At 70.9% G+C, this 19,991-nt stretch carries 18 protein-coding genes; 9 read left to right on the top strand and 9 right to left on the bottom strand.

Annotation, left to right across the window (positions count from 1 at the left end; genetic code table 11):
* Positions 1 to 60 precede the first annotated feature (60 nt).
* Positions 61 to 2,193 carry an acyl-CoA dehydrogenase family protein gene (locus AC5Y7V_RS19055; RefSeq protein WP_499881587.1) on the bottom strand — a complete coding sequence of 711 codons (2,133 nt, stop codon included), beginning with the start codon at positions 2,191 to 2,193 and terminating at the stop codon, positions 61 to 63.
* Positions 2,194 to 2,473: 280 nt separating this feature from the next.
* Here AC5Y7V_RS19055 and kstR point away from each other — a divergent pair, with 280 nt between their 5' ends.
* Positions 2,474 to 3,073, top strand: a complete 600-nt coding sequence (gene kstR, locus AC5Y7V_RS19050) for a cholesterol catabolism transcriptional regulator KstR (protein ID WP_499881787.1) — start codon at positions 2,474 to 2,476, stop codon at positions 3,071 to 3,073.
* Here the strand turns inward: kstR and AC5Y7V_RS19045 are convergent.
* Positions 3,070 to 4,152, bottom strand: a complete 1,083-nt coding sequence (locus tag AC5Y7V_RS19045; RefSeq protein WP_499881586.1) for an Rv3575c family transcriptional regulator — start codon at positions 4,150 to 4,152, stop codon at positions 3,070 to 3,072. The genes kstR and AC5Y7V_RS19045 overlap by 4 nt on opposite strands.
* Positions 4,153 to 4,270: 118 nt before the next feature.
* On the opposite strand from AC5Y7V_RS19045, the gene AC5Y7V_RS19040 reads away from it, so the two are divergent.
* From AC5Y7V_RS19040 to AC5Y7V_RS19015, 6 genes are read left to right on the top strand one after another with little or no spacing between them, the layout of a single operon-like run.
* A complete protein-coding gene (locus AC5Y7V_RS19040; protein WP_499881585.1) occupies positions 4,271 to 5,170 on the top strand; it encodes a metal ABC transporter solute-binding protein, Zn/Mn family in 900 nt (299 codons plus the stop codon).
* An 8-nt stretch (positions 5,171 to 5,178) separates the two neighbouring features.
* The gene (locus AC5Y7V_RS19035; RefSeq protein ID WP_499881584.1) at positions 5,179 to 6,003 is read left to right on the top strand and encodes a metal ABC transporter ATP-binding protein; all 825 of its coding nucleotides are present in this window, start codon (positions 5,179 to 5,181) and stop codon (positions 6,001 to 6,003) included.
* Complete coding sequence (locus AC5Y7V_RS19030; RefSeq protein WP_499881583.1) at positions 6,000 to 6,860, top strand: metal ABC transporter permease; 861 nt, start codon at positions 6,000 to 6,002, stop codon at positions 6,858 to 6,860. The genes AC5Y7V_RS19035 and AC5Y7V_RS19030 overlap by 4 nt, the downstream gene beginning before the upstream one ends.
* Positions 6,861 to 6,880: 20 nt before the next feature.
* The gene (locus AC5Y7V_RS19025; RefSeq protein ID WP_499881582.1) at positions 6,881 to 7,639 is read left to right on the top strand and encodes a LamB/YcsF family protein; all 759 of its coding nucleotides are present in this window, start codon (positions 6,881 to 6,883) and stop codon (positions 7,637 to 7,639) included.
* Positions 7,639 to 8,559: an MBL fold metallo-hydrolase gene (locus tag AC5Y7V_RS19020; protein ID WP_499881581.1), complete on the top strand. Its 921-nt coding sequence runs from the start codon at positions 7,639 to 7,641 to the stop codon at positions 8,557 to 8,559. Before AC5Y7V_RS19025 ends, AC5Y7V_RS19020 begins: the two co-directional genes overlap by 1 nt.
* Before the next feature lie 13 nt (positions 8,560 to 8,572).
* Positions 8,573 to 9,814: an SLC13 family permease gene (locus AC5Y7V_RS19015; RefSeq protein ID WP_499881580.1), complete on the top strand. Its 1,242-nt coding sequence runs from the start codon at positions 8,573 to 8,575 to the stop codon at positions 9,812 to 9,814.
* A 69-nt stretch (positions 9,815 to 9,883) separates the two neighbouring features.
* On the opposite strand, the gene AC5Y7V_RS19010 is transcribed toward AC5Y7V_RS19015, so the two are convergent.
* The gene (locus tag AC5Y7V_RS19010) at positions 9,884 to 12,496 is read right to left on the bottom strand and encodes a LuxR C-terminal-related transcriptional regulator (RefSeq protein WP_499881579.1); all 2,613 of its coding nucleotides are present in this window, start codon (positions 12,494 to 12,496) and stop codon (positions 9,884 to 9,886) included.
* A gap of 171 nt (positions 12,497 to 12,667) precedes the next feature.
* On the opposite strand from AC5Y7V_RS19010, the gene AC5Y7V_RS19005 reads away from it, so the two are divergent.
* On the top strand, positions 12,668 to 14,062 hold the full coding sequence (locus AC5Y7V_RS19005) for an FAD-dependent oxidoreductase (RefSeq protein ID WP_499881578.1): 1,395 nt from the start codon (positions 12,668 to 12,670) through the stop codon (positions 14,060 to 14,062).
* Here AC5Y7V_RS19005 and AC5Y7V_RS19000 read toward each other — a convergent pair.
* From AC5Y7V_RS19000 to carD, 6 genes are all read right to left on the bottom strand, one after another.
* Entirely contained in the window at positions 14,059 to 14,994 is a 936-nt protein-coding gene (locus AC5Y7V_RS19000; RefSeq protein WP_499881786.1) for a glycerophosphodiester phosphodiesterase, read from the bottom strand. The two genes, AC5Y7V_RS19005 and AC5Y7V_RS19000, sit on opposite strands and share 4 nt — an antisense overlap.
* Positions 14,995 to 15,096: 102 nt before the next feature.
* On the bottom strand, positions 15,097 to 16,026 hold the full coding sequence (rlmB, locus tag AC5Y7V_RS18995; protein WP_499881577.1) for a 23S rRNA (guanosine(2251)-2'-O)-methyltransferase RlmB: 930 nt from the start codon (positions 16,024 to 16,026) through the stop codon (positions 15,097 to 15,099).
* Positions 16,027 to 16,037: 11 nt separating this feature from the next.
* Positions 16,038 to 17,447, bottom strand: coding sequence for a cysteine--tRNA ligase (cysS, locus tag AC5Y7V_RS18990; RefSeq protein ID WP_499881576.1), 1,410 nt, complete (start codon positions 17,445 to 17,447; stop codon positions 16,038 to 16,040).
* A 37-nt stretch (positions 17,448 to 17,484) separates the two neighbouring features.
* Positions 17,485 to 17,976 (bottom strand): 2-C-methyl-D-erythritol 2,4-cyclodiphosphate synthase, encoded by a 492-nt coding sequence (ispF, locus tag AC5Y7V_RS18985; protein WP_499881575.1) that lies wholly within the window; start codon positions 17,974 to 17,976, stop codon positions 17,485 to 17,487.
* Positions 17,973 to 18,659, bottom strand: coding sequence for a 2-C-methyl-D-erythritol 4-phosphate cytidylyltransferase (gene ispD, locus AC5Y7V_RS18980; protein WP_499881574.1), 687 nt, complete (start codon positions 18,657 to 18,659; stop codon positions 17,973 to 17,975). The genes ispF and ispD overlap by 4 nt, the downstream gene beginning before the upstream one ends.
* A 16-nt stretch (positions 18,660 to 18,675) precedes the next feature.
* Positions 18,676 to 19,164 carry an RNA polymerase-binding transcription factor CarD gene (gene carD, locus AC5Y7V_RS18975; protein ID WP_007166539.1) on the bottom strand — a complete coding sequence of 163 codons (489 nt, stop codon included), beginning with the start codon at positions 19,162 to 19,164 and terminating at the stop codon, positions 18,676 to 18,678.
* 289 nt (positions 19,165 to 19,453) lie between these two features.
* On the opposite strand from carD, the gene AC5Y7V_RS18970 reads away from it, so the two are divergent.
* Positions 19,454 to 19,972, top strand: coding sequence for a copper chaperone PCu(A)C domain-containing protein (locus AC5Y7V_RS18970; RefSeq protein ID WP_499881573.1), 519 nt, complete (start codon positions 19,454 to 19,456; stop codon positions 19,970 to 19,972).
* The last annotated feature ends 19 nt before the right edge of the window (positions 19,973 to 19,991 follow it).

Below are 19,991 nucleotides of genomic sequence, written 5' to 3'. Positions count from 1 at the left end.
CTGTATATCTGCAGCCAAAGTGCGAGTAGGGGCCTGCGAAATTACAGGCTCGACGAAAAGCTAGCGGGGCAGGCCGAGCAGCCGCTCCGCGGCGACGGTGAGCAGGATCTGCTCGGTGCCGCCGGCGATGGTGAGGCAGCGGGTGTTGAGGAAGTCGAAGACCGCTTGGTTGCGGACGAGGCCGCCGCCCTCCGCGACGTCCATCGCGTACTCGGCCAACGCCTGCCGGTAACGGACGCCGATCAGCTTGCGCACGCTGGACTGCGCGCCGGGGTCCTGGCCGCCCACAGCTAGCTGGGCGATGCGCTGGTCCAGCAGCGCGCCCGTCTGGGCGGTGATGATCAACCGGCCCAGCCGATCCTGCTGGGACACGTCGAGGTCCAGCTCGGCCAGCGCCTCGAGCAGCTCTTCCATCGGGTTGCCCAGGGCGGTCCCGGAGGCCATCGCGATCCGCTCGTTGGCCAGCGTGGTGCGGGCCAGCCGCCACCCGTCGTTGACCGTGCCGACCACCATCTCGTCGGGCACGAACACGTTGTCCAGGAAGACCTCGTTGAACAACGCGTTGCCGGTGATCTCGCGCAGCGGCCGAATCTCGATGCCCGGCGATTTCATGTCCACCAGGAAGTAGGTGATGCCCTTGTGCTTCGGGGCGTCGGGATCGGTGCGCGCCAGGCACACACCCCACCGCGCCTTGTGCGCGGCGGACGTCCACACCTTCTGCCCGGTAAGCAACCAGCCGCCTTGGGAATCTGGTGCCCGCACCGCTTTGGTGCGCAGCGACGCCAGGTCGGAGCCAGCCCCCGGCTCGGAAAACAGTTGACACCAAAGGAATTCGCCGCGCAGCGTGGCGGGTACGAACTGTGCGACCTGTTCCGGCGTGCCGTGCTCGAGGATGGTCGGCGCCGCCCACCAGCCGATCACCAGGTCGGGGCGCACCACCCCGGCCGCCGCCATCTCCTGGTCGATCAATAGCTGCTCGGCCGGCGACGCACCGCGGCCGTACGGCGGCGGCCAGTGCGGCGCCTGCAGTCCGGCCTCGGCCAGGGCCACCTGGCGCTGTTCTTCCGGAAGCGTGGCGACCTCGGCGACGGCCGCGGCGATCTCGGCCCGCTGGTCCTCGACCTCGCTGAGGTCGATACCCAGCCGGCGGCGCACGCCGCCCTGGGTCAGCTCGGTGATGCGTCGCAGCCAGCGCTCGGCCCCGCCCAGGAACCGCCCGATGGCGTGCGCCCGGCGCAGATACAGATGCGCGTCGTGCTCCCAGGTGCAGCCGATGCCGCCGAGCACCTGGATGCAGTCCTTGACGTTCGCCTTCGCGGCGGCGATGCACGTGCTCGCGGCCAGGGCCGCCGCGATCGAGAACTGGTCCGCATCGGACTCCGCCGCGGCGCGGGCGGCGTCGGCGGCCGCCACCTCGGCCTGCTCGGCGCGGCACAGCATCTCGGCGCAGAGGTGCTTGACGGCCTGGAAGCTGCCGATCGGCTTGCCGAACTGCTCGCGCACCTTGGCGTAAGCGACCGCGGTGTCCAGCGACCATCGGGTGAGGCCGGCGGCCTCGGCGGCCAGGACGGTCGCGGCCAGTTCCTCGACCCGCCGACCGGCATCCGCGATGACCGTGGCCGGCGCCGACGTCAGCACCACCCGGGCCAGCGGGACGGAGAAGTCGGTGGCCGGCAGCGGTTCGAGCTGCACGCCCTCGCCGCCAGTGTCGACGAGCAGCCACGTCCCGTCGGCGGGCAGGATCACGACGGCGCCTTCCGCGGCGCCCAGCGCCCACGGCAGGGTGCCCGACGCGCGTGAGGTCTGGCCGTCGAACCGCACGTCACCGTCCAGCGCGACCGCGGCGAAGCGTTCCCCCGCGGCCAGCGCGTCCAGCACTTCTTGGTCCTCGACGACGAGGGTGGCCAGGGCCGTGGTCGCGACCGGCCCGGCGACCAGCGCCTTGGCCGCTTCCTCGACCATCGCGCACAGATCCTCGACGCTCCCGCCCGCGCCGCCGCGCTCCTCCGGGATCGCGACCCCGAAGAGCCCCAGGTCGGCAAGGCCGGCGAAGACCGGCCGCCACGCGTCGGGGTTGCGCTGCTCGACGTCGCGGATCGCCGCCGTGCCACCCGGTCCCGACGTCGAATTGCGCGCCCAGTCGCGCACCAGCGCACGCGCGGCGAACTGCTCGTCGGTGACGGTCGCTACCACCCTTGGGTCCTCCGCGTGCTTGGTTCGGGATGACGGGGCACTCTGACTACTTGAAAGCCCACTAGAACGTGTTCTAATAGTGCCAGCGATCGAGCGTCAAGTCGAACGCCATTACAGCAGTACACGTGGTTGTCCCTGCTGCGGGGAGGTGGGAAATTTACGCCCAACATGCGTATCGTTTGCGGACGAGCCACCCGAATAAGGAGCGCGCCCCCAGATGTCGTCAGCGAACCCAGACTCGGCCGACGTTCCTGAGTCGCAGCCGCGCGAGGTCATGAACGTGGCGGTCCTGGCGGAGTCCGAGCTCGGCTCGGAGGCGCAGCGGGAACGCCGCAAGCGCATCCTGGACGCCACCATGGCCATCGCGTCCAAGGGCGGCTACGAGGCGGTCCAGATGCGCGCCGTGGCCGACCGGGCCGACGTGGCGGTCGGCACGCTGTACCGGTATTTCCCGTCGAAGGTGCATTTGCTGGTGTCGGCCCTGGGCCGGGAGTTCGGCCGGATCGACGCGAAAACCGACCGCTCCGCGGTCGCCGGCGGCACCCCGTTTCAGCGGCTGAACTTCATGGTCGGCAAGCTCAACCGCGCGATGCAACGCAACCCGCTGCTCACCGAGGCCATGACGCGCGCCTACGTCTTCGCCGACGCCTCGGCGGCCAGCGAGGTCGACCAGGTCGAGAAGCTCATCGACTCGATGTTCGCGCGGGCGATGAGCGACGGCGAACCGACCGAGGACCAGTACCACATCGCCCGGGTGATCTCGGACGTGTGGCTGTCGAACCTGCTCGCCTGGCTCACCCGCCGCGCCTCGGCGACCGACGTCAGCAAACGACTGGACCTGGCCGTACGGTTATTGCTCGGCGAACACCAGCCCGGTTAGGCCGGCGGTCCGGCGGTGCGGCCCCGGATCAGCTCGGTGTCCAGCAGTTCGACGACGGGCAGGCCCGTCCGGGGCGGCCTCAGCAGCAGTTCGCCCGCCCGATGGCCCTTCTGCAGGCTGGGCTGCGCCACCGTGGTCAAACCGCGGCCGATCGCGTCGGGCACACCGTCGAACCCGGTGACGGTCATCTGACCCGGCACGTAAATGCCGTGTCCGCGAAGGTAATCCATTGCCGACAGGGCCAGGATGTCCGCGGTGCACATGAGCGCGGTGATGCGCGGATTGGCTTCCAGCGCGGCCCTGGCGGCGGCGCCACCCGATTCGGGTAGGTGCTCGTAGCTTTCCACGACGGTCAGCGAATCGGGGTCGACACCGGCGGCCGTCATCGCCTCCCAGACGCCGACGATGCGTTCGCGTTGCACGTCGAAGGCCGGTGACCGCAGCCGGTCGGCGTCCACCAGGCCCTGCCTACGCTCCCGGCCCAGCCGCATGGTGAGCAAACCGATCTCGCGGTGCCCGAGCCCGAGCACGTAGTCGGCCAGCTCGCGCATCGCCGCCCGGTCGTCGATGCCCACCCGGGACACTCCCGCCAGGTCCTTGGGCTGGTCGACCACCACCACGGGCAGGCGCCGTTGCAGCACCACGTCCAGGTAGGGTTCGTCGTTGCAGGCCGAATACACGACGAAGCCGTCGACCCCGGCCCCGAGCACCGCGGCGGTTCCGTCCTCGAGGCTGCGGCTCGCGCCGACGGCGACCAGCAGCAGCCCCTGCCCGAGCTCCTCGCACGACTGCGCGACGCCGGCAACGAAATCCCGCGCGGCCGGATCGGAAAAGAAATAAGTCAGCGGTTCGGCCATCACCAAACCCACCGCGCCGGCCTTGCGGGTCCGCAGCGACCGCGCCACCGGGTCGGGTCCCGCATAGCCCAGCCGCTTCGCCGTCGCGAGCACCCGCTCGCGCAGGTCGGCGGAAAGCTGATCCGGCCGATTGAACGCATTCGAGATCGTCGTGCGCGACACCTTCAGTTCGTCGGCCAACGACGCCAGAGTCGCACGCCGGCGCGGTGCGGGACTCCTCACGTTCGGTGACGCTACAGCGGGTCGCCGGCGGGGCGCCCCAGGAGCCGCTGCGCCACTTTCTAATGGAAACGATTTTCATTAGTATTATGGGTCCGGCCGCAGGCGGGAGAGGACGGAAATGGCAGGCAGCATCGGGCGTCGGCGTTCGGCCGTCCTGATTGCCGTGGCCAGCTTGATCGCGCTTACGGGCTGCGCCGGTTCGCCGCGCCCGCAGGCGGCCACCGTGGTCGCGTCCACCGACGTGTGGGGCAGCGTGGCCAGCGCCGTCACCGGCCGCCACGTCGCCGTCAAGGCCATCCTGACCGGCTCCGATACCGACCCGCACTCGTATGCGGCCAGCCCCGCGGACGCCGCCGCGATCACCGACGCCGCGCTGGTCGTCTACAACGGCGGCGGCTACGACCCGTGGGTGGACCAGGTCCTCACCGGACATCCGGGCATCAACTCGGTCGACGCCTATTCGTTCGTCCCGGCCGGCGGCGGGCAGCCGCCGAACGAGCACGTCTTTTACGACCTGGGCGTCGCCAAATCGGTGGCCTCCTCGATCGCCGACCGGATGGCCGTCATCGACCCGGCCAACGCCGCCGACTACCGGGCCAACGCCGCCGCGTTCGGCCGCGCCGCCGACGCGATCGAGGTCTCCGAGCGCGCCATCGCCGGCGCGTATCCCGACGCCGGAGTCATCGCGACCGAGCCCGACGTGGACTACCTGCTGGCCGCGTCGGGCCTGGTGAACCGCACCCCGGCCGCGTTCGCCGCCGCCAGCGAGAACGAGACCGATCCGTCGCCGGCCGACATGGCGAAGGTGCTCGACATGATCAAGCGCCGGCAGGTGTCCGCACTGCTGATCAACCCGCAGACGTCCGGCTCCGCGGTGAACGGCCTGGAGGATGCCGCGCGGCGCGCCGGGGTGCCGGTCACCGAGGTGCGCGAGACGCTGCCCGACGGCACCGACTACCTGACCTGGCAGCGCAACACGGTCAACCAGCTGGTGGCCGCGCTGCGGTCGAGCCGATAGGCGCGGCCGTGACTGTCGAAGCGGTCCGCGCCGTCGAAGGCCATGCCCACACCGTCTCGCTTTCCGGCGCACGGCTGGCTTTCGGCGACCGCGTCCTGTGGGATCACCTCGACCTGTCGGTGCGGCCCGGCGAGTTCATCGCCGTGCTGGGCCCGAACGGCAGCGGCAAGACGTCGTTGCTCAAGGTCCTGCTCGGGCAGCTGCCGCTGAGCGGCGGCGTCGCGTTGGTCGACGGCCGGCCGGTCACCTCCGGCAGCGGCAGCATCGGCTATGTCCCGCAACACCGCCCGATCGACCGCGAGGTGATGCTGCGCGGCCGCGACCTGGTTCGGCTGGGCATCGACGGACGACGTTGGGGCGCCGCGCCGCTGCGATCATCCGGGCGGGCCAGCCGCCGCGCCGCCGTGGCCGAGGCGCTGCGCCAGGTCAACGCCGAACACCTGGCCGACGTCCGGGTCGGCGTCATGTCGGGCGGCGAGTTGCAGCGGGTGCGCATCGCCCAGTCGCTGGTCAGTGACCCGATGCTGCTGTTGTGCGACGAGCCGCTGCTGACCCTGGACCCGGCGAACGCGAAGCTGGTGTCGGCGCTGATCGACCGGCGGCGCCGCGACGCCGGGACCACCGTCATCGTCGTCACCCACGAGATCAACACGATCCTGCCGTACGTGGACCGAGTGCTGTATCTCGTCGACGGCCGCTTCGAGATCGGCACCGTCGAGCAGGTGATGTCCAGCCAGACGCTCTCGGCGCTGTACCGCGCCGACATTCAGGTGGTGAAGGTGCGCGACGGCTACGTGGTCGTCGGCGAGCCCGACGACGGATGTGTTGGATGAACCGCCGGCTCGCCGACATGCTGCACCACCTGTTCTCCTTTGACCTCACCGCCGATCTGCTTCGCCACGACTTCGTCCAGCAGGCGCTGGCGGCGGGCGCGCTGCTGGGGCTGGTGGCCGGGCTGATCGGGCCCTTCGTCGTGATGCGCCAGATGTCGTTCGCCGTGCACGGGTCCAGCGAATTGTCTTTGACGGGAGCGGCTTTCGCGCTCTTGGTCGGCTTCGAGGTGGGCGCGGGGGCGCTGATCGGCAGCGCCCTGGCGGCGGCGCTGTTCGGCATTCTCGGCCAGCGGGCCCGGGAGCGCGACTCGGTCATCGGCGTCGTCCTGGCGTTCGGGATGGGCCTGGCGGTGCTGTTCATTCACCTCTACCCGGGACGGACGGGGACCGCCTTCGCGCTGCTGACGGGCCAGATCGTCGGCGTCGGCTATACCGGCCTGACGATGCTGGCGCTGGTTTGCCTGCTGGTGGTCGTCGTGCTGGGCACGTGCTATCGCCCGCTGTTGTTCGCCACCGTGGACCCCGAGGTCGCGGCGGCGCGCGGTGTCCCGGTCCGCGTGCTGGGCATCGTGTTCGCCGCGCTGGTCGGCGTGGTGGCCGCCCAGGCCGTGCAGATCGTCGGGGCGCTGTTGGTGATGTCGTTGCTGATCACGCCGGCGGCCGCGGCGGCGCGGGTGATCTCGTCGCCCGCGGCGGCGATCGTGGCCTCGGTGGCCTTCGCCGAGGTCGCCGCGGTGGGGGGCATCGTGCTGTCGCTGGCGCCCGGCGTTCCGGTGTCGGTGTTCGTCGCGACGATTTCCTTTGTCATTTACCTGTTTTGTTGGTTCCTCGGGCGACGCCGCGAGGTCGCCGCCTAGCGTCGGAATAAGCTGGGCGGGTGGCCGCCATCGACCTCAACGCCGACCTGGGCGAGGGCTTTGGCGTCTGGCGCCTGGGCGACGACGACGCCATGCTCGGGATCGTCAGCAGCGCCAACGTGGCGTGCGGGTTCCACGCCGGCGACCCCGCCGGCCTGTTGCAGGTCTGCCGGTCGGCCGCCGAGCGCGGCGTGCGCGTCGGCGCCCAGGTCAGCTACCGCGACCTGGCCGGGTTCGGCAGGCGTTTCATCGACGTCACCCCCGACGACCTCGTTGCCGACGTGGTGTATCAGATCGGCGCGTTGCAGGCCATCGCGCGGGCGTCCGGCTCGGCGGTGTCCTACGTCAAACCCCATGGCGCGCTGTACAACACGATCGTGACGAACCGGGAACAGGCGGCGGCGGTCGCGGCGGCGGTGCACCGGGTGGACCCGGCACTGCCGGTGCTGGGGATGGCGGGTTCGGCGTTTTTCGAGGAGGCCGATCGGATCGGCCTGCGCGTGGTGGCCGAGGCGTTCGCCGACCGCGCCTACCGGCCCGACGGCCAACTGGTCTCCCGGCGCGAACCCGGCGCGGTGCTGGACGACCCGGCGGCGATCGCCGAGCGCGTGCTGACCATGGTGACCGCAGGGCGCGTCACCGCGACCGACGGCACGCAAATTCCCGTCGGCGTGGAATCGGTTTGCGTACACGGTGACTCGCCGGGTGCGGTAGGTATCGCGACGGCGGTGCGCGATCGGCTGACGACCGCCGGCATCGAGCTGCGAGCGTTCTGCTGATGCGCGCCAAGCTCGGCCGCCCCGATCTGGCGCACTACGCCGACCGCTTCGACGTGCCCGCCGCCGGGCCCGACGCGCCGCTGTCGGCCACCTGGCTGGGAGTGGCGACGCTGCTGCTCGACGACGGGTCGTCCGCGCTGATGACCGACGGCTACTTCTCACGGCCCAGCCTTGCGCGGGTGGCCGCCGGCAAGGTGTCGCCGTCACCGGCCCGCGTGGACGGCTGCCTGGCCCGCGCCAAGGTGTCCCGGCTGGAGGCCGTGATTCCGGTGCACACGCACATCGACCACGTGCTGGACTCCGCGCTGGTCGCCGACCGAACCGGCGCGCGGCTGATCGGCGGCCAGTCGGCCGCCAACGTCGGGCGCGGGTACGGGCTGGCCGAGGACCGCATCGTCGTCGCCGCCTCGGGCGAGCCAATTCGGTTGGGCGCCTTCGACGTAACGCTGGTGGAATCGCATCACTGCCCACCGGACCGGTTCCCCGGGACGATCGACGCGCCGGTGACCCCGCCGGTGCGGGCGTCGGCCTACCGCTGCGGTGAGGCGTGGTCGGCGCTGGTGCACCATCGCCCGTCGGACCGGCGCCTGCTGATCCAGGGCAGCGCGGGTTTCGTCAGGGGCGCGCTCGACGGCCGGCGGGCCGACGTCGTCTATCTGTCCGTCGGACAACTGGGCCTGCGGCCACGGTCCTACGTGCTCGACTACTGGGCGGAGACCGTGGGCGCGGTGGGGGCGCGCAGGGTGGTCCTGATCCATTGGGACGACTTCTTCAGCCCGCTGTCAAAGCCCTTGCGGGCCTTGCCGTATGCGGGCGACGACCTGGACGTGTCGATCCGCGTCCTGGACGAGCTGGCCGCGCGCGACGGCGTAGCGCTGCACATGCCGACGGTGTGGCGGCGCGAAAACCCCTGGGCGTGAAGCGGTTCAGACGTTGGGATTGACCGCCGCGCTGTTGCTGCTTGCCGCCGTGCTCGTGTTCGCGGTCGCCCGCCCGAGGGGTTTGCCGGAGGCGGTGGCGGCGGTCCCGGCGGCGCTGATCGTGATCGCGGTCGGCGCGATCTCGGTCCGTCAGGCGGCCCAGGAGGTGGCCGGGCTGTCGGGGGTGGTCGCCTTCCTGGGCGCGGTCCTGGTGCTGGCCAAGCTGTGCGACGACGAGGGGCTGTTCGAGGCGGCGGGCGCAGCGATTTCGCGAGGGCGCGTCTCGTCGGGCGGCCTGCTGCGGCGCGTGTTCGTCGTCGCCTCGCTGATCACCGCCGTGCTGAGCCTGGACGCCGCGGTGGTGCTGCTGACCCCGGTGGTCCTGGCCGCGGTCCGCCGGCTGCGCACCCCGCCGCGGCCCTACGCGTACGCCACCGCTCACCTCGCCAACGGCGCCTCACTGCTGCTGCCGGTGTCGAACCTGACCAACCTGCTGGCGTTTCACACCGCCAACGTGTCGTTCACCCGGTTCACCGCGCTGATGGCGCTGCCGTGGCTGGGCGCGGTGGCGGTGATCTACGCGGTGTTTCGCTGGTTTTTCGCCCGGGACCTGCGCGTCCAGCCCGACGCGGAGGAACTCGGCCCGGCGCCGCGGCCACCCGTGTTCGTGTTGGTGGTGGTGGGGCTGACCCTCTCCGGTTTCGCGGTCGGCCAGTCCGTCGGGGTCGCCCCGGCGTGGGTGGCGCTCGCCGGTGCCGCGGTGCTGGCGGTGCGCAGCCTGAGCCGTCGGCATACCTCCGTGGCCGAGATCGCGCGCTCCGCGCACGTCTCGTTCCTGGTGTTCGTGCTGGCGCTGGGCGTCGTGGTGCGGGCGGTCATGCTCAACGGCATGGACAGGGCCATGTCCGCCGTGCTGCCGTCCGGTTCCGGACTGCCCGCGCTGCTCGCGATCGCCGCGATCGCCGCCGTGTTGGCCAACGTCGTCAACAACCTGCCCGCCACGCTGGTGCTGCTGCCGCTCGTCGCGCCCGGCGGTCCGGTGGCGATACTGGCGGTGCTGATCGGGGTTAACGTCGGCCCCAACCTGACCTACGTGGGTTCGCTGTCGAACCTGTTGTGGCGCCGCGTACTTCGCCGGCACGACGTCGACGCCGGGGTCGGCGAGTACACCCTCCTCGGGCTGTGCACGGTGCCCGCGGCCCTGGTGGTCGCGGTGGTCGCGCTGTGGGCGTCCACACGACTACTGGGCGCATAGTTGGCGCGAGCAGACGCAAAATCGCACAAAGTGGAACTAATTCATGCGATTTTGTGTCTGCTCGCGGGTCTACCCGCCGGCCGGTCCCGATCGCACGATCGAGGCGAGCTCCTCGCGGGATTGCGCCCCCACCCGCTGGCAGGCCCGGTAGATGTGGCCCTCCACGGTGCGCACCGACATCACCAGCTTCTCGGCGATCTGGCGGTTGGACAGACCGGCGACGACGAGTTCGACCACGTCGCGCTGGCGACCCGAGAGCTTGATTCCCTCCGGGGTGCGCAGGGCCGGTGTGCAAAGGCCGCCGCATTCATCGGCCAGTTCCCTCGCCACCGCCGCGGCGTAAAGCGCGCGCTTGTGCTGCTGGCCTGCGGCGAACGCGACGGACGCCTGCGCCGCCGCGTCGGCGGCCGCGGCCTTGTCACCGATGCCGCGGTAGGCCGCCGAGCCCGCCAGCAGGCCTTCGCCGTCCCCGCCGAGCAGGGCCTTGGCGTGCAACGCAACCGCGTCGGCCAGCGGCAGCGACAGCGTCTCGGCCAACTCCCGGGCGCGGGCCGCCCCGGACGCGTCGCCCCACTGCGCGGCGGCCTGTATGCACGCCAACTCGTGGGTGGGCTGGCCGCGCTCGCGGGCGAGTTGTGCCGCTTCCTGTGCGCCGGCGACGGCCTCGCTCAGGCGGCCGCTTGCCGCCAACGCCCACCCGCCGGCCAGCGACAGGCCGGTGTGCATGAACAGGTAGTCGGCCGGCACCGCCGAGCGCGCCCCGGCCGCCGCGTCGTTCGCTTCGCCGGCCTCGCCGAGCTTGGCGTGCGCTTCGGCCAGCGCGAAGTAGCTCGCCGCGCGCAAACCCGTTGTGACGGCATGTATTTGGACTCCCGCAACCGCTTCGTGCAACAGCCGGACCGCGTCGGTGACGGCGCCGCGGGCCAGGTCGGCGTTGCCGATCAGCAGGGCCAGGTTCGCGTAGGCCAGGCCGGGAACGTCGCGGGCCGAATCGGCCAATTGCCGGGCCGTGCCGACGAATTCGTCGATGCGTCCGGTCAGCCGGCAGGCCCGGCCGTACACGGCGCCGAACCAGAACCGCAGCGGCGACGCCTGAAACGACGTCGTCGCGCGCCGCAGCGCCTGCTCGGCGACGGCGGCGAGGTCGTCGACCTCCCCCCGCGCCCCCATCGCCATGATCAACGCGAGCGAGGCCAGCAGGGCGTGCAGATCCGGCAGAGCGCCGAAAGCCAGGGCAACCCGCGCCCCTTCGGCCGCCGACTCGCAGCGCGCCAATATCGCGTCCAGGCAGGCCTGCGCCGCCACGCGCTCGGCCACCTGGGCCTCGGTCTCCGGGCCCGCGGCGAGGTCATCGAGAATCGCCGACGCGGCGGCGGGCTCGGCGAGGATCCACATCAGGTTGATCGCCCGTATCGTCGCCCAGTGATGACCGTCGGGGCCGTCGACCAGTTCACGCAGCGCGGCCTCGGCCTGATCGCCGCGTCCGAGCAGCACCAGGTTCATCGCCCGCACCCCGGCCGCCCCCGGTGCCCCCGCCCGCGCGGCGGCGGTCGCGAACCGGTCGGCCAGGTCCAGATCGAGCAGCGTCATGGCGTGGCGCGCCGATTCCAGATACAGCTCGGGTTCGGGGTCCAGATCCGACTCGAGGCGCAGCAGCGCCCGGCGAACGGTGCCCTGCATGTCGGAGTCGGCATTCTTAGCCAACCGGGTGGCGAGCTTGCCCCGGATCGACGACAAATACATCTCACCGGCGCTCGCGCGGCGAAGCTCACCGAACAGCGGATGCGCCAGCCGGGCCATCAACCCGCCGGCGGTGCGCTCGACGCTTACCAGGCCCATGCTTTCGGCGACCGCCAGGTCGCGGCGGGGCACCAGGTCGCACAGCACGTCGACCGCGAGTGGCTCGCACTGCGACAGCACGTCGATCACCAGCGCCAGCTTCGGGCTCAGCCGGCCCAGCTGGCGGCCCACGGTGTCGGACAGGCTCGGCGACACCGCGACGTCGCCGTCCCACATCCACACCCCGGCGACTTCCCGCATCTGCCCCGCCGCGACCTGATCGGCAAGCAGCTGGCGCAGGAACAGCGTGTTGCCGCCGGTCAACTTTCGGAACCGGGCCGCGCAACGCGCGTCGATGGGACCGCCCAGCGTGCTCTCGATCACCTCGCGCGTGGCCGCGGCCGAAAGCGGTTCGAGGTCCAGGCGAGCCAGCAACCCCTCCTTCCACAACGCCGTCACCGCGTCCGGTTCCTCACTGCCGGTGCGGATGGTCATCACCAGCCGCACCCCACCCGACCGCGCCAGCTCGTGAACGACAAGCGCGGACAGTCCGTCCAGCAGGTGCGCGTCGTCAACCCCGACCACGACACGGCCGCGGCGCTGTTGTGCGACAAACGAATTGATGACGCGCCGCACGTTGGCCAGCGGATCCGACATCGCCTCGCCCAGCAAGCCGATGAACGCCCCGAGCGGCAGCGCACGCGCGGATTCGGTGCCGACGATCCATTGCGTGCGCTCACCCGCCGCCTCGGCGCGGCGCAGCGCTTCGCGGGCCAGCCAGGTTTTGCCCACACCGGCCGCTCCGGCGATCACCACGCCGGAGTGGTTGCCAGCCCCGCCCAGGGCACGACGGACGACCGCAAGTTCGCCGTCCCGCCCGGTCAGCGGTTTGCCGCTGATCACTCGGCGACTATAACCGGTTGTATCCGCGCCTAACAGGCCATTTCACCCGCGTTTCGGCGCCGGCCGGGCAATGGCGGCCCCGAAGTCGGGTAGCCGACTACGCTATCGGCGCCCAAAGTTTGCTGTGAGCATCACTTTCGTCAGTTGGCGGCTCGGCGAAGGCGGTGGATTGTGGCGAACCTCAAGACCAAAATCGGAGAGCACGCGGTGGTGCTGGGAGCGAGCATGGCCGGTCTGTTGACGGCACGGTCGCTCGCCGATTTCTTCGACACGGTGACGGTGGTGGAGCGCGACCCGCTGCCCGACGGCGACGATGTGCGTCGCGGCGTGCCGCAGGGCCGGCACCTGCACGCCCTGCTGCCGCGCGGGGCCCAGGTGATCGAGGAATTCTTCCCTGGCTTGCTCGACGAGTTGGTGCTCGACGGCGCGCAGTACTTCGACGGGAGCGACCTGTCGCGGCTGCACTACAGCGTGGGCGGGCACCTGTTGGCGCGCGCCGGCACCGCCCCCTCGTTCACGGCCTACTGCGCGACGCGACCCTTCGTCGAGGGCCACGTCCGCCGGCGCGTGCGCGACATCCCTAACGTGACCCTGCGGGACGAACACAACATCGTCGGGCTGACCGCGACGCCCGATCACCGGCGCGTCACGGGCGCACGGGTTGTCAGCCGCCGCACCGGCGAATGCGCCGTGCTGAAGGCCGATCTGGTGGTCGATGCCACCGGGCGCGCTGCCCACACCCCGGGGTGGCTGGAGGGCCTGGGATACGACCGCCCGCCCGAGGATCGGGTGGTGGTGCATTTGACCTATGCGAGCCAGCTGCTGCGCATGGCGGGGGACGCGCCGCGCGAGCTGGGCTTCCTCGTCGGGATCGTGCCGGGCACACCAAGAGGGGTCGGCCTGCTGCACTGTGAGAACGACACGTGGATGTTCACCGTGATCGGCATCGCCGGTCACGAACCCGGCGGCGACCTCGAGGCCCTGTGCGACTTCGTGGACGACTGCGCACCCGCCCACCTGCTCGACGCGGTGCGACGCGCCGAACCGATCGGCGAGCCGGTGCGGCACAAGATGCCGTGCAGTCAATGGCGCCGTTACGACAAATTGCGCCGCTTCCCCGAGGGCCTGCTGGTCACCGGCGACGCGATCTGCAGCTTCAATCCGGTCTACGGCCAGGGCATGACGGTGGCCGCGCTCGAGGCGCTGGCGCTGCGTGACTGCTTATCAAGCGGCGCAGCGGATTTGGCGTGGCGTTTCTTCCGCGCGGCGGCGGTGCCGATCCGCCAGGCCTGGCAACTGTCGACCAACCCGGACCTGGCGCTGCCCGAGATCGAGGGCACCCCACCGCTGTCCACGCGACTGCTGAACGGATACCTGGATCGCGTCCTCACCGCGGCGGAATCCGACCTCGCCGTCGTCGACCAGTTCGTCAGGGTGACCTCGCTGGTCGACCCCGCGACGCGGCTGCTGCGCCCCGGGATGATCTGGCGCGCCGCCCGCGCGCGGCGCGGCACGGAACGGCTCGGAGCCGCGGACGGGGTCTTGGCCGACAGCGTGCCACGCTAACCGCGGCGGTAGGCCGGCGGCAGCGGCATGCCTAGCTGCGCCATCACGCGGCGCGCCAGCGTCGGGTAGTCGGTGATGATGCCGTCGACGCCGTCCTCGATCTGCCGGCGCATGGTGTCGGCGTCATTGACCGTCCACGGAATGACTTTGAGGCCCAACGAATGCGGGTGGTCGACATAGGGTTTGCCGGTGACCAACGCGTACCGGGGCGAGACGGCGTTGGCATCCACCATCAGCGCCCCGATCGCCGGGTCGCCGACGACGCCGGCGTCGATCCCGTTCAGCCACGGCGAACCCGGCGCCCAGGTCTGCTCGTCGTACAGGGCCACCAGCGGGATTGACGGCTCGGCGCGGTGCACCATGGGCAGGGTTCGCCAGTCGAAGCTCTGGATCTCGACGCGGTCCAGCTTGCCGGCCGCCCTGACCGCCGCCAGTATCACGTCGACGAATTCCTGCGGTTCGGCCGATGCGCCCGGGTGGTCGGCCTCGACCTTGGTTTCGACGTTGTAGCGCACGGCCGCCCGATACGAGTCGGCGAGCGCGAAGACCTCCGGCAGCGTGGCAATCTTGTTGCCCCGCACCACCTCCGCGTCGGGGAACTCCGCGAGGCGCTTGCCGCAATCGAGTGTGCGGACCTGCGCCAGGGTGAGCTCGTGCACCAACTTCCCGACGTAGGGATAGGCCGGGTCGCCGGCGAACGCCGGCCCGGTGTCGGAGCACTTGTCCGCCTGGACCGTCGGGTCGTGCCACACCAGCGGCTGGCCGTCCCGGCTGAGGACGATGTCGAGCTCCAGTGTGCTGACACCGAGTTCGAGCGCCTTGGCGAACGCCCGCAGCGATTCCTCGGTGGTCTCGCCGCGCCCGCCGCGGTGGGCCTGCAGATCGAAGCCGGGCGGTTGCGCGGCGCTCCGCGGCGCGACGAGCACCGCCAGCGCGACCAGCGAGCAGACGCAAAAGCTCCCAAATCGTCGGCGTGTCGGGGGCTTTTGCTGGGGGCACCTCCCGCTTGCGGGGGGCTGCTCGGCCAATAGGGGTTACCCCCTGCGCTGGCGGGCGATTTCGGCGAGCACCACGCCGGCGGCCACCGAGGCGTTCAGCGATTCAGTCCGGCCCGCCATCGGGATCGAGACCACCTCGTCGCAGGTCTGGCGCACCAACCGCGACAGGCCCTTGCCCTCCGAGCCGACGACCACCACCAGCGGGTCGGTGCCGTCCAGGTCGTCGAGTGCGGTGTCGCCGTCGGCGTCCAGCCCGATGACGCGCAAACCGCCGTCGGCCCAATTCGTCAGCGCCCGAGTGAGATTCGGGGCGCGCGCCACCCGCAGGCGGGCCGCGGCGCCGGCGCTGGTGCGCCAGGCCACCGCCGTCACCGAGGCCGATCGCCGCTGCGGGATCAGCACGCCGTGGCCGCCGAACGCGGCGACCGAACGGACGATCGCGCCGAGGTTGCGGGGATCGGAGATGTTGTCCAGCGCGACCAGCAACGCGGGCGGGGTCTCACGAGCGGCCGCGAGCAGGTCGTCGGGGTGGGCGTAGTTGTACGGCGGCACCTGCAGCGCGATGCCCTGATGCAGGTGGTTGGTGGTCATCCGGTCCAGGTCGGTGCGCGGCACCTCGAGGATCGCGATGCCCAGATCCGCTGCCCGGGAGACGGATTCGGTGAGCCGCTCGTCGGCCTCGGTGCCCAGCGCGACGTAGAGCGCGGTCGCGGGGACGCCGGCGCGCAGGCACTCCAGCACCGGGTTGCGGCCCAGCACCGTTTCGGTCTCGTCGGTGCGCTTGGCGGGCCGGCGCGGCTGGGACTGGGTGCGCCGGGCGGCCGGGTGGTTGGGGCGCAGGTGCGCCGGCGGGGTGGGACCGCGGCCCTCCAGCCCGCGGCGGCGCTGACCGCCAGAGCCGACGACTGCGCCCTTCTTGGTGCCGGATTTGCGTACCGCCCCGCGGCGCCGCGAGTTGCCGGCCATCTACTTGACTGTCACTTTTCTGGACCGCCCTGCAGTTCCCACTGCGGGCCGTCGGCGGTGTCGGTGACCTCGATGCCGGCGTTCTTGAGCCGGTCCCGAATCTCGTCGGCCAGCGCCCAATTGCGTTGCTGGCGAGCCTTTTCCCGATTTTCGATCTCGGCCTGCACCAGCACGTCGACGGCGGCCAGGGCGGCCGACGTCTCGTCGCGGGTCTCCCAGCGCTCGTCGAGAGGGTCGCAGCCCAGGATGCCCATCATCGCGCGGATCGAGCCGGCGTGTCGCAGCGCGCCCTCGTGGTCGCCGGACTCCAGCGCCCGGTTCCCCTCGGCGCGGGCGTGGTGGATCTCGGCCAGCGCGACGGGGACCGCCAGGTCGTCGTCGAGCGCCTCGGCGAACTTCGGCGTCCACTCGCCCGGTTCGAAGGCGCCGACCCGGCTGCGGACCCTGTGCAGGAACTCCTCCACGCCCACATAGGCTTTCACCGCGTCCTGCAGGGCGGTTTCGGAGAATTCCAGCATCGAACGGTAGTGGGCGCTGCCCAGGTAGTAGCGCAGTTCGGCGGGGCGCACGCGCTGCAACATCGCCGGTATGGCCAGCACGTTGCCCAGCGATTTGCTCATCTTCTCGCCGCCCATGGTCACCCAGCCGTTGTGCAGCCAGTAGCGGGCGAAGCCGTCCCCCGCGGCGCGGCTCTGCGCGATCTCGTTCTCGTGGTGCGGGAAGATCAGGTCCATCCCGCCGCAGTGGATGTCGAATTCCGGCCCGAGGTAGGTTCGGGCCATCGCCGAACACTCCAGGTGCCAGCCGGGACGGCCGCGGCCCCACGGCGACGGCCACGACGGCTCGCCGGGCTTTTCGCCCTTCCACAGGGTGAAGTCGCGTTGGTCGCGCTTGCCGGTCGCCACGCCCTCGCCCTGGTGCACGTCGTCGACCCGGTGCCCGGACAGCGCGCCGTAGTCCTGGTAGCTGAGCACGTCGAAATACACGTCGCCGTCCGCCGCATATGCGTGGCCGGTTTCGATCAGGCGTTCCATTAATTCGACCATCTGGGTGATGTGCCCGGTGGCGCGCGGCTCGGCCGACGGCGGCATGACGTCAAGGGCGTCGTAGGCGGCGGAAAAGGCCCGCTCGTAGGTGGCCGCCCACTCCCACCACGGCCGGCCCGCCGCGGCGGCCTTGGCCAGGATCTTGTCCTCGATGTCGGTGACGTTGCGGATGAACGCGACGTCGTAGCCCCGGGCGATCAGCCAGCGGCGCAGGATGTCGAAGGCCACCCCGCTGCGGACGTGCCCGATGTGCGGCAGGCCCTGAACCGTGGCGCCGCAGAGGTAGATGGAGACGTGCCCGTCGCGCAGCGGAACGAACTCACGCACGGCACCGGCCGCCGTGTCGTGTAGCCGCAAATGGGCGCGATCGGTCACGACGTGCCAGCTTACCTGCCCAATTGGTGCGACCGGCCTACAGGACACCCACGCGGTTGCGCACCACGAGCGCGGTCGCGATGGCGGCCAATCCCTCGCCGCGCCCGGTCAGGCCCAGCCCGTCGGTCGTCGTCGCCGACACCGACACCGGCGCGCCCACCAGGCCGGACAGCACCCGCTGCGCCTCGACGCGGCGCGGGCCGACCTTCGGCCGGTTGCCGATCACCTGCACGGCGGCGTTGCCCACCCGATAGCCCTGCCGCGACACCAGGGCGACGACGTGGCGCAGCATGTCGGCGCCGCTGACGCCCTGCCACCGCGGATCGTCGACCCCGAAGACCGCCCCGACGTCGCCCAGCCCCGTCGCCGACAGCAGCGCATCGCACAACGCGTGCGACCCCACGTCGCCGTCGGAATGGCCGGCGCAGCCGTCGTCGCCCGGGAACAGCAGCCCCAGCAGCCAGCACGGCCGCCCGGGCTCGATCGGATGGACGTCGGTGCCCAGGCCGACCCGCGGCAGCTCGTTCACCGCCGCACGACCGTTTCGGCCAGCAACAGATCCAGGCGAGTGGTGATCTTGAAGGCGAGCGGGTCGCCGTCGACCACCTGCACCTGGCTGCCGACGTGTTCGACCAGCGACGCGTCGTCGGTGAAGGCGGCGGTCCCCGCGCGCTGGTAGGCCCGCAGCAGCAGATCGGTGGCGAAGCCCTGCGGCGTCTGCACGGCGCGCAGCCCGGCCCGCTCCGGCGTGCCCAGGACCACCCCGTTGGCATCCACGGCCTTGATGGTGTCAGACAACGGCAGCGCGGGCACGACGGCCACGTGCCCGGACCGCAGAGCCTCGACCACCCGCACGATCAGCCCCGGCGGCGTCAGCGCTCGGGCGGCGTCGTGCACGAGCACGAACTCCGGCGATGCGGGCAGGGCCGAGAGCGCCAGGCGCACCGATTCGGTGCGGTCGGTGCCCCCGGCGACGACGGTGGCTCGCTCGCCCAGGAGCTGCCGGGCCTCGTCGATGCGGTCCGCGGGCACGGCCACCACGACGTGATCGACGGCGCCGGAGTCCAGCAGCCCGGCGACGGCGCATTCGAGCATGGTGCGCCCGCCGAGTTCACAGAATGCCTTCGGGATGCCGGCGGCCAGCCGCTCGCCCGACCCCGCGGCGGGGACAACGGCAACTACTTTGCCCGGGACGCCGGTTTCGTCGGCCACCAGAGCGTCAGGGCCTTCAGGAAGCGGCGGCCAGAACCTCGTCGAGGATGGTTTCCGCCTTGGCGTCGTCGGTGCTCTCGGCTAGCGCCAGCTCACCGACCAAAATCTGACGGGCCTTGGCCAGCATGCGCTTCTCGCCGGCGGACAGACCGCGCTCCTGGTCGCGGCGCCACAGGTCGCGCACCACCTCGGCCACCTTGTTGACGTCGCCGGAAGCGAGCTTCTCCAGGTTGGCCTTGTAGCGGCGGGACCAGTTCGTGGGCTCTTCGGTGTGGGGAGCGCGCAGGACCTGGAAAACCTTGTCGAGGCCCTCCTGGCCAACCACGTCGCGAACGCCGACATATTCGGCGTTGTCGGCGGGTACTCGAACGGTCAGGTCACCCTGCGCCACTTTCAAGACGAGATACTCTTTTTGTTCCCCTTTGATGGTCCGGGTTTCGATCGCCTCGACTAACGCAGCACCGTGATGTGGATAGACAACGGTGTCGCCGACCTTGAAGATCATCTGATTCGAGCCCCTTTCGTTACTTCATTCTAGCACGGCGGCCCTAGGCGTGCGGAACAACGGTGCAGGTCAGGGGCACAACGCGGGCGGATTAGGGGTTGACAGGGGAAGCTGGACGTGCAAGGGGTCACACTACGCCCGTCCCGAGCGGGCCCGAGCAGCCACCCCTTCAGTGCCCTGCCGCGCTGGTCCGGTGCCCTGCGCTACCGCTGCGAAGACCTTCCTACTACTGTGCATAGTTGCATAGTCGAACCACTGACATGGTGGTCAGCCGAGCAGGAGGCATTGAGTGAACCGCTTCGCCGTCGTCGGACTGGTCGCCCTGGTAGCCGCCTTGCTCAGCGGTTGCGGAACCGGTCAGATCTCGCAGATGGCCACCCAGGAACCGGCGGTCAACGGCAACAAGGTCACGGTCAACAACGTGGCGCTGCGCGACGTGCGCATGCAGGCAGTCCAGACCGGCGACTTCCTGCAGCCGGGCAAGACGGTGAACCTGGTGGCGGTGGCCGTCAACCAGTCGCCCGACGTGGCCGACCGGCTGATCAGCATCACCAGCGACGTCGGCGCGGTGACGATCGGCGGCGACGGCCGGCTGCCCGCGGGCGGCATGCTGTTCATCGGCACGCCCGACGGCCCGAAGGTGGCGCCTGGGCCGATCGAGGCCAACAACGCGGTCAAGGCGACGGTGGCCCTGGACAAGCCCATCAGCAACGGCCTGACCTACAACTTCACCTTCAATTTCGAGAAGGCCGGGCAGGCCACCCTGCTGGTCCCGGTTTCGGCGGGGCTGGGCGCACAACCCGCCTGAACCACGCGGCCTGTCTAAC

The organism is Mycobacterium sp. NGS34 (assembly GCF_059812845.1).
Note: the sequence above shows the minus strand (reverse complement) of the source record. Positions and strands in the feature narration are given on the sequence as shown.

Coding starts and splice junctions, on each gene's coding strand:
- rlmB (WP_499881577.1), bottom strand. CDS start 16,026: ATGGCCGGCAACTCGCGGCGCCGCGGGGCGGTACGCAAATCCGGCACC.
- AC5Y7V_RS19040 (WP_499881585.1), top strand. CDS start 4,271: ATGGCAGGCAGCATCGGGCGTCGGCGTTCGGCCGTCCTGATTGCCGTG.
- AC5Y7V_RS19030 (WP_499881583.1), top strand. CDS start 6,000: ATGAACCGCCGGCTCGCCGACATGCTGCACCACCTGTTCTCCTTTGAC.
- carD (WP_007166539.1), bottom strand. CDS start 19,164: ATGATCTTCAAGGTCGGCGACACCGTTGTCTATCCACATCACGGTGCT.
- AC5Y7V_RS19020 (WP_499881581.1), top strand. CDS start 7,639: ATGCGCGCCAAGCTCGGCCGCCCCGATCTGGCGCACTACGCCGACCGC.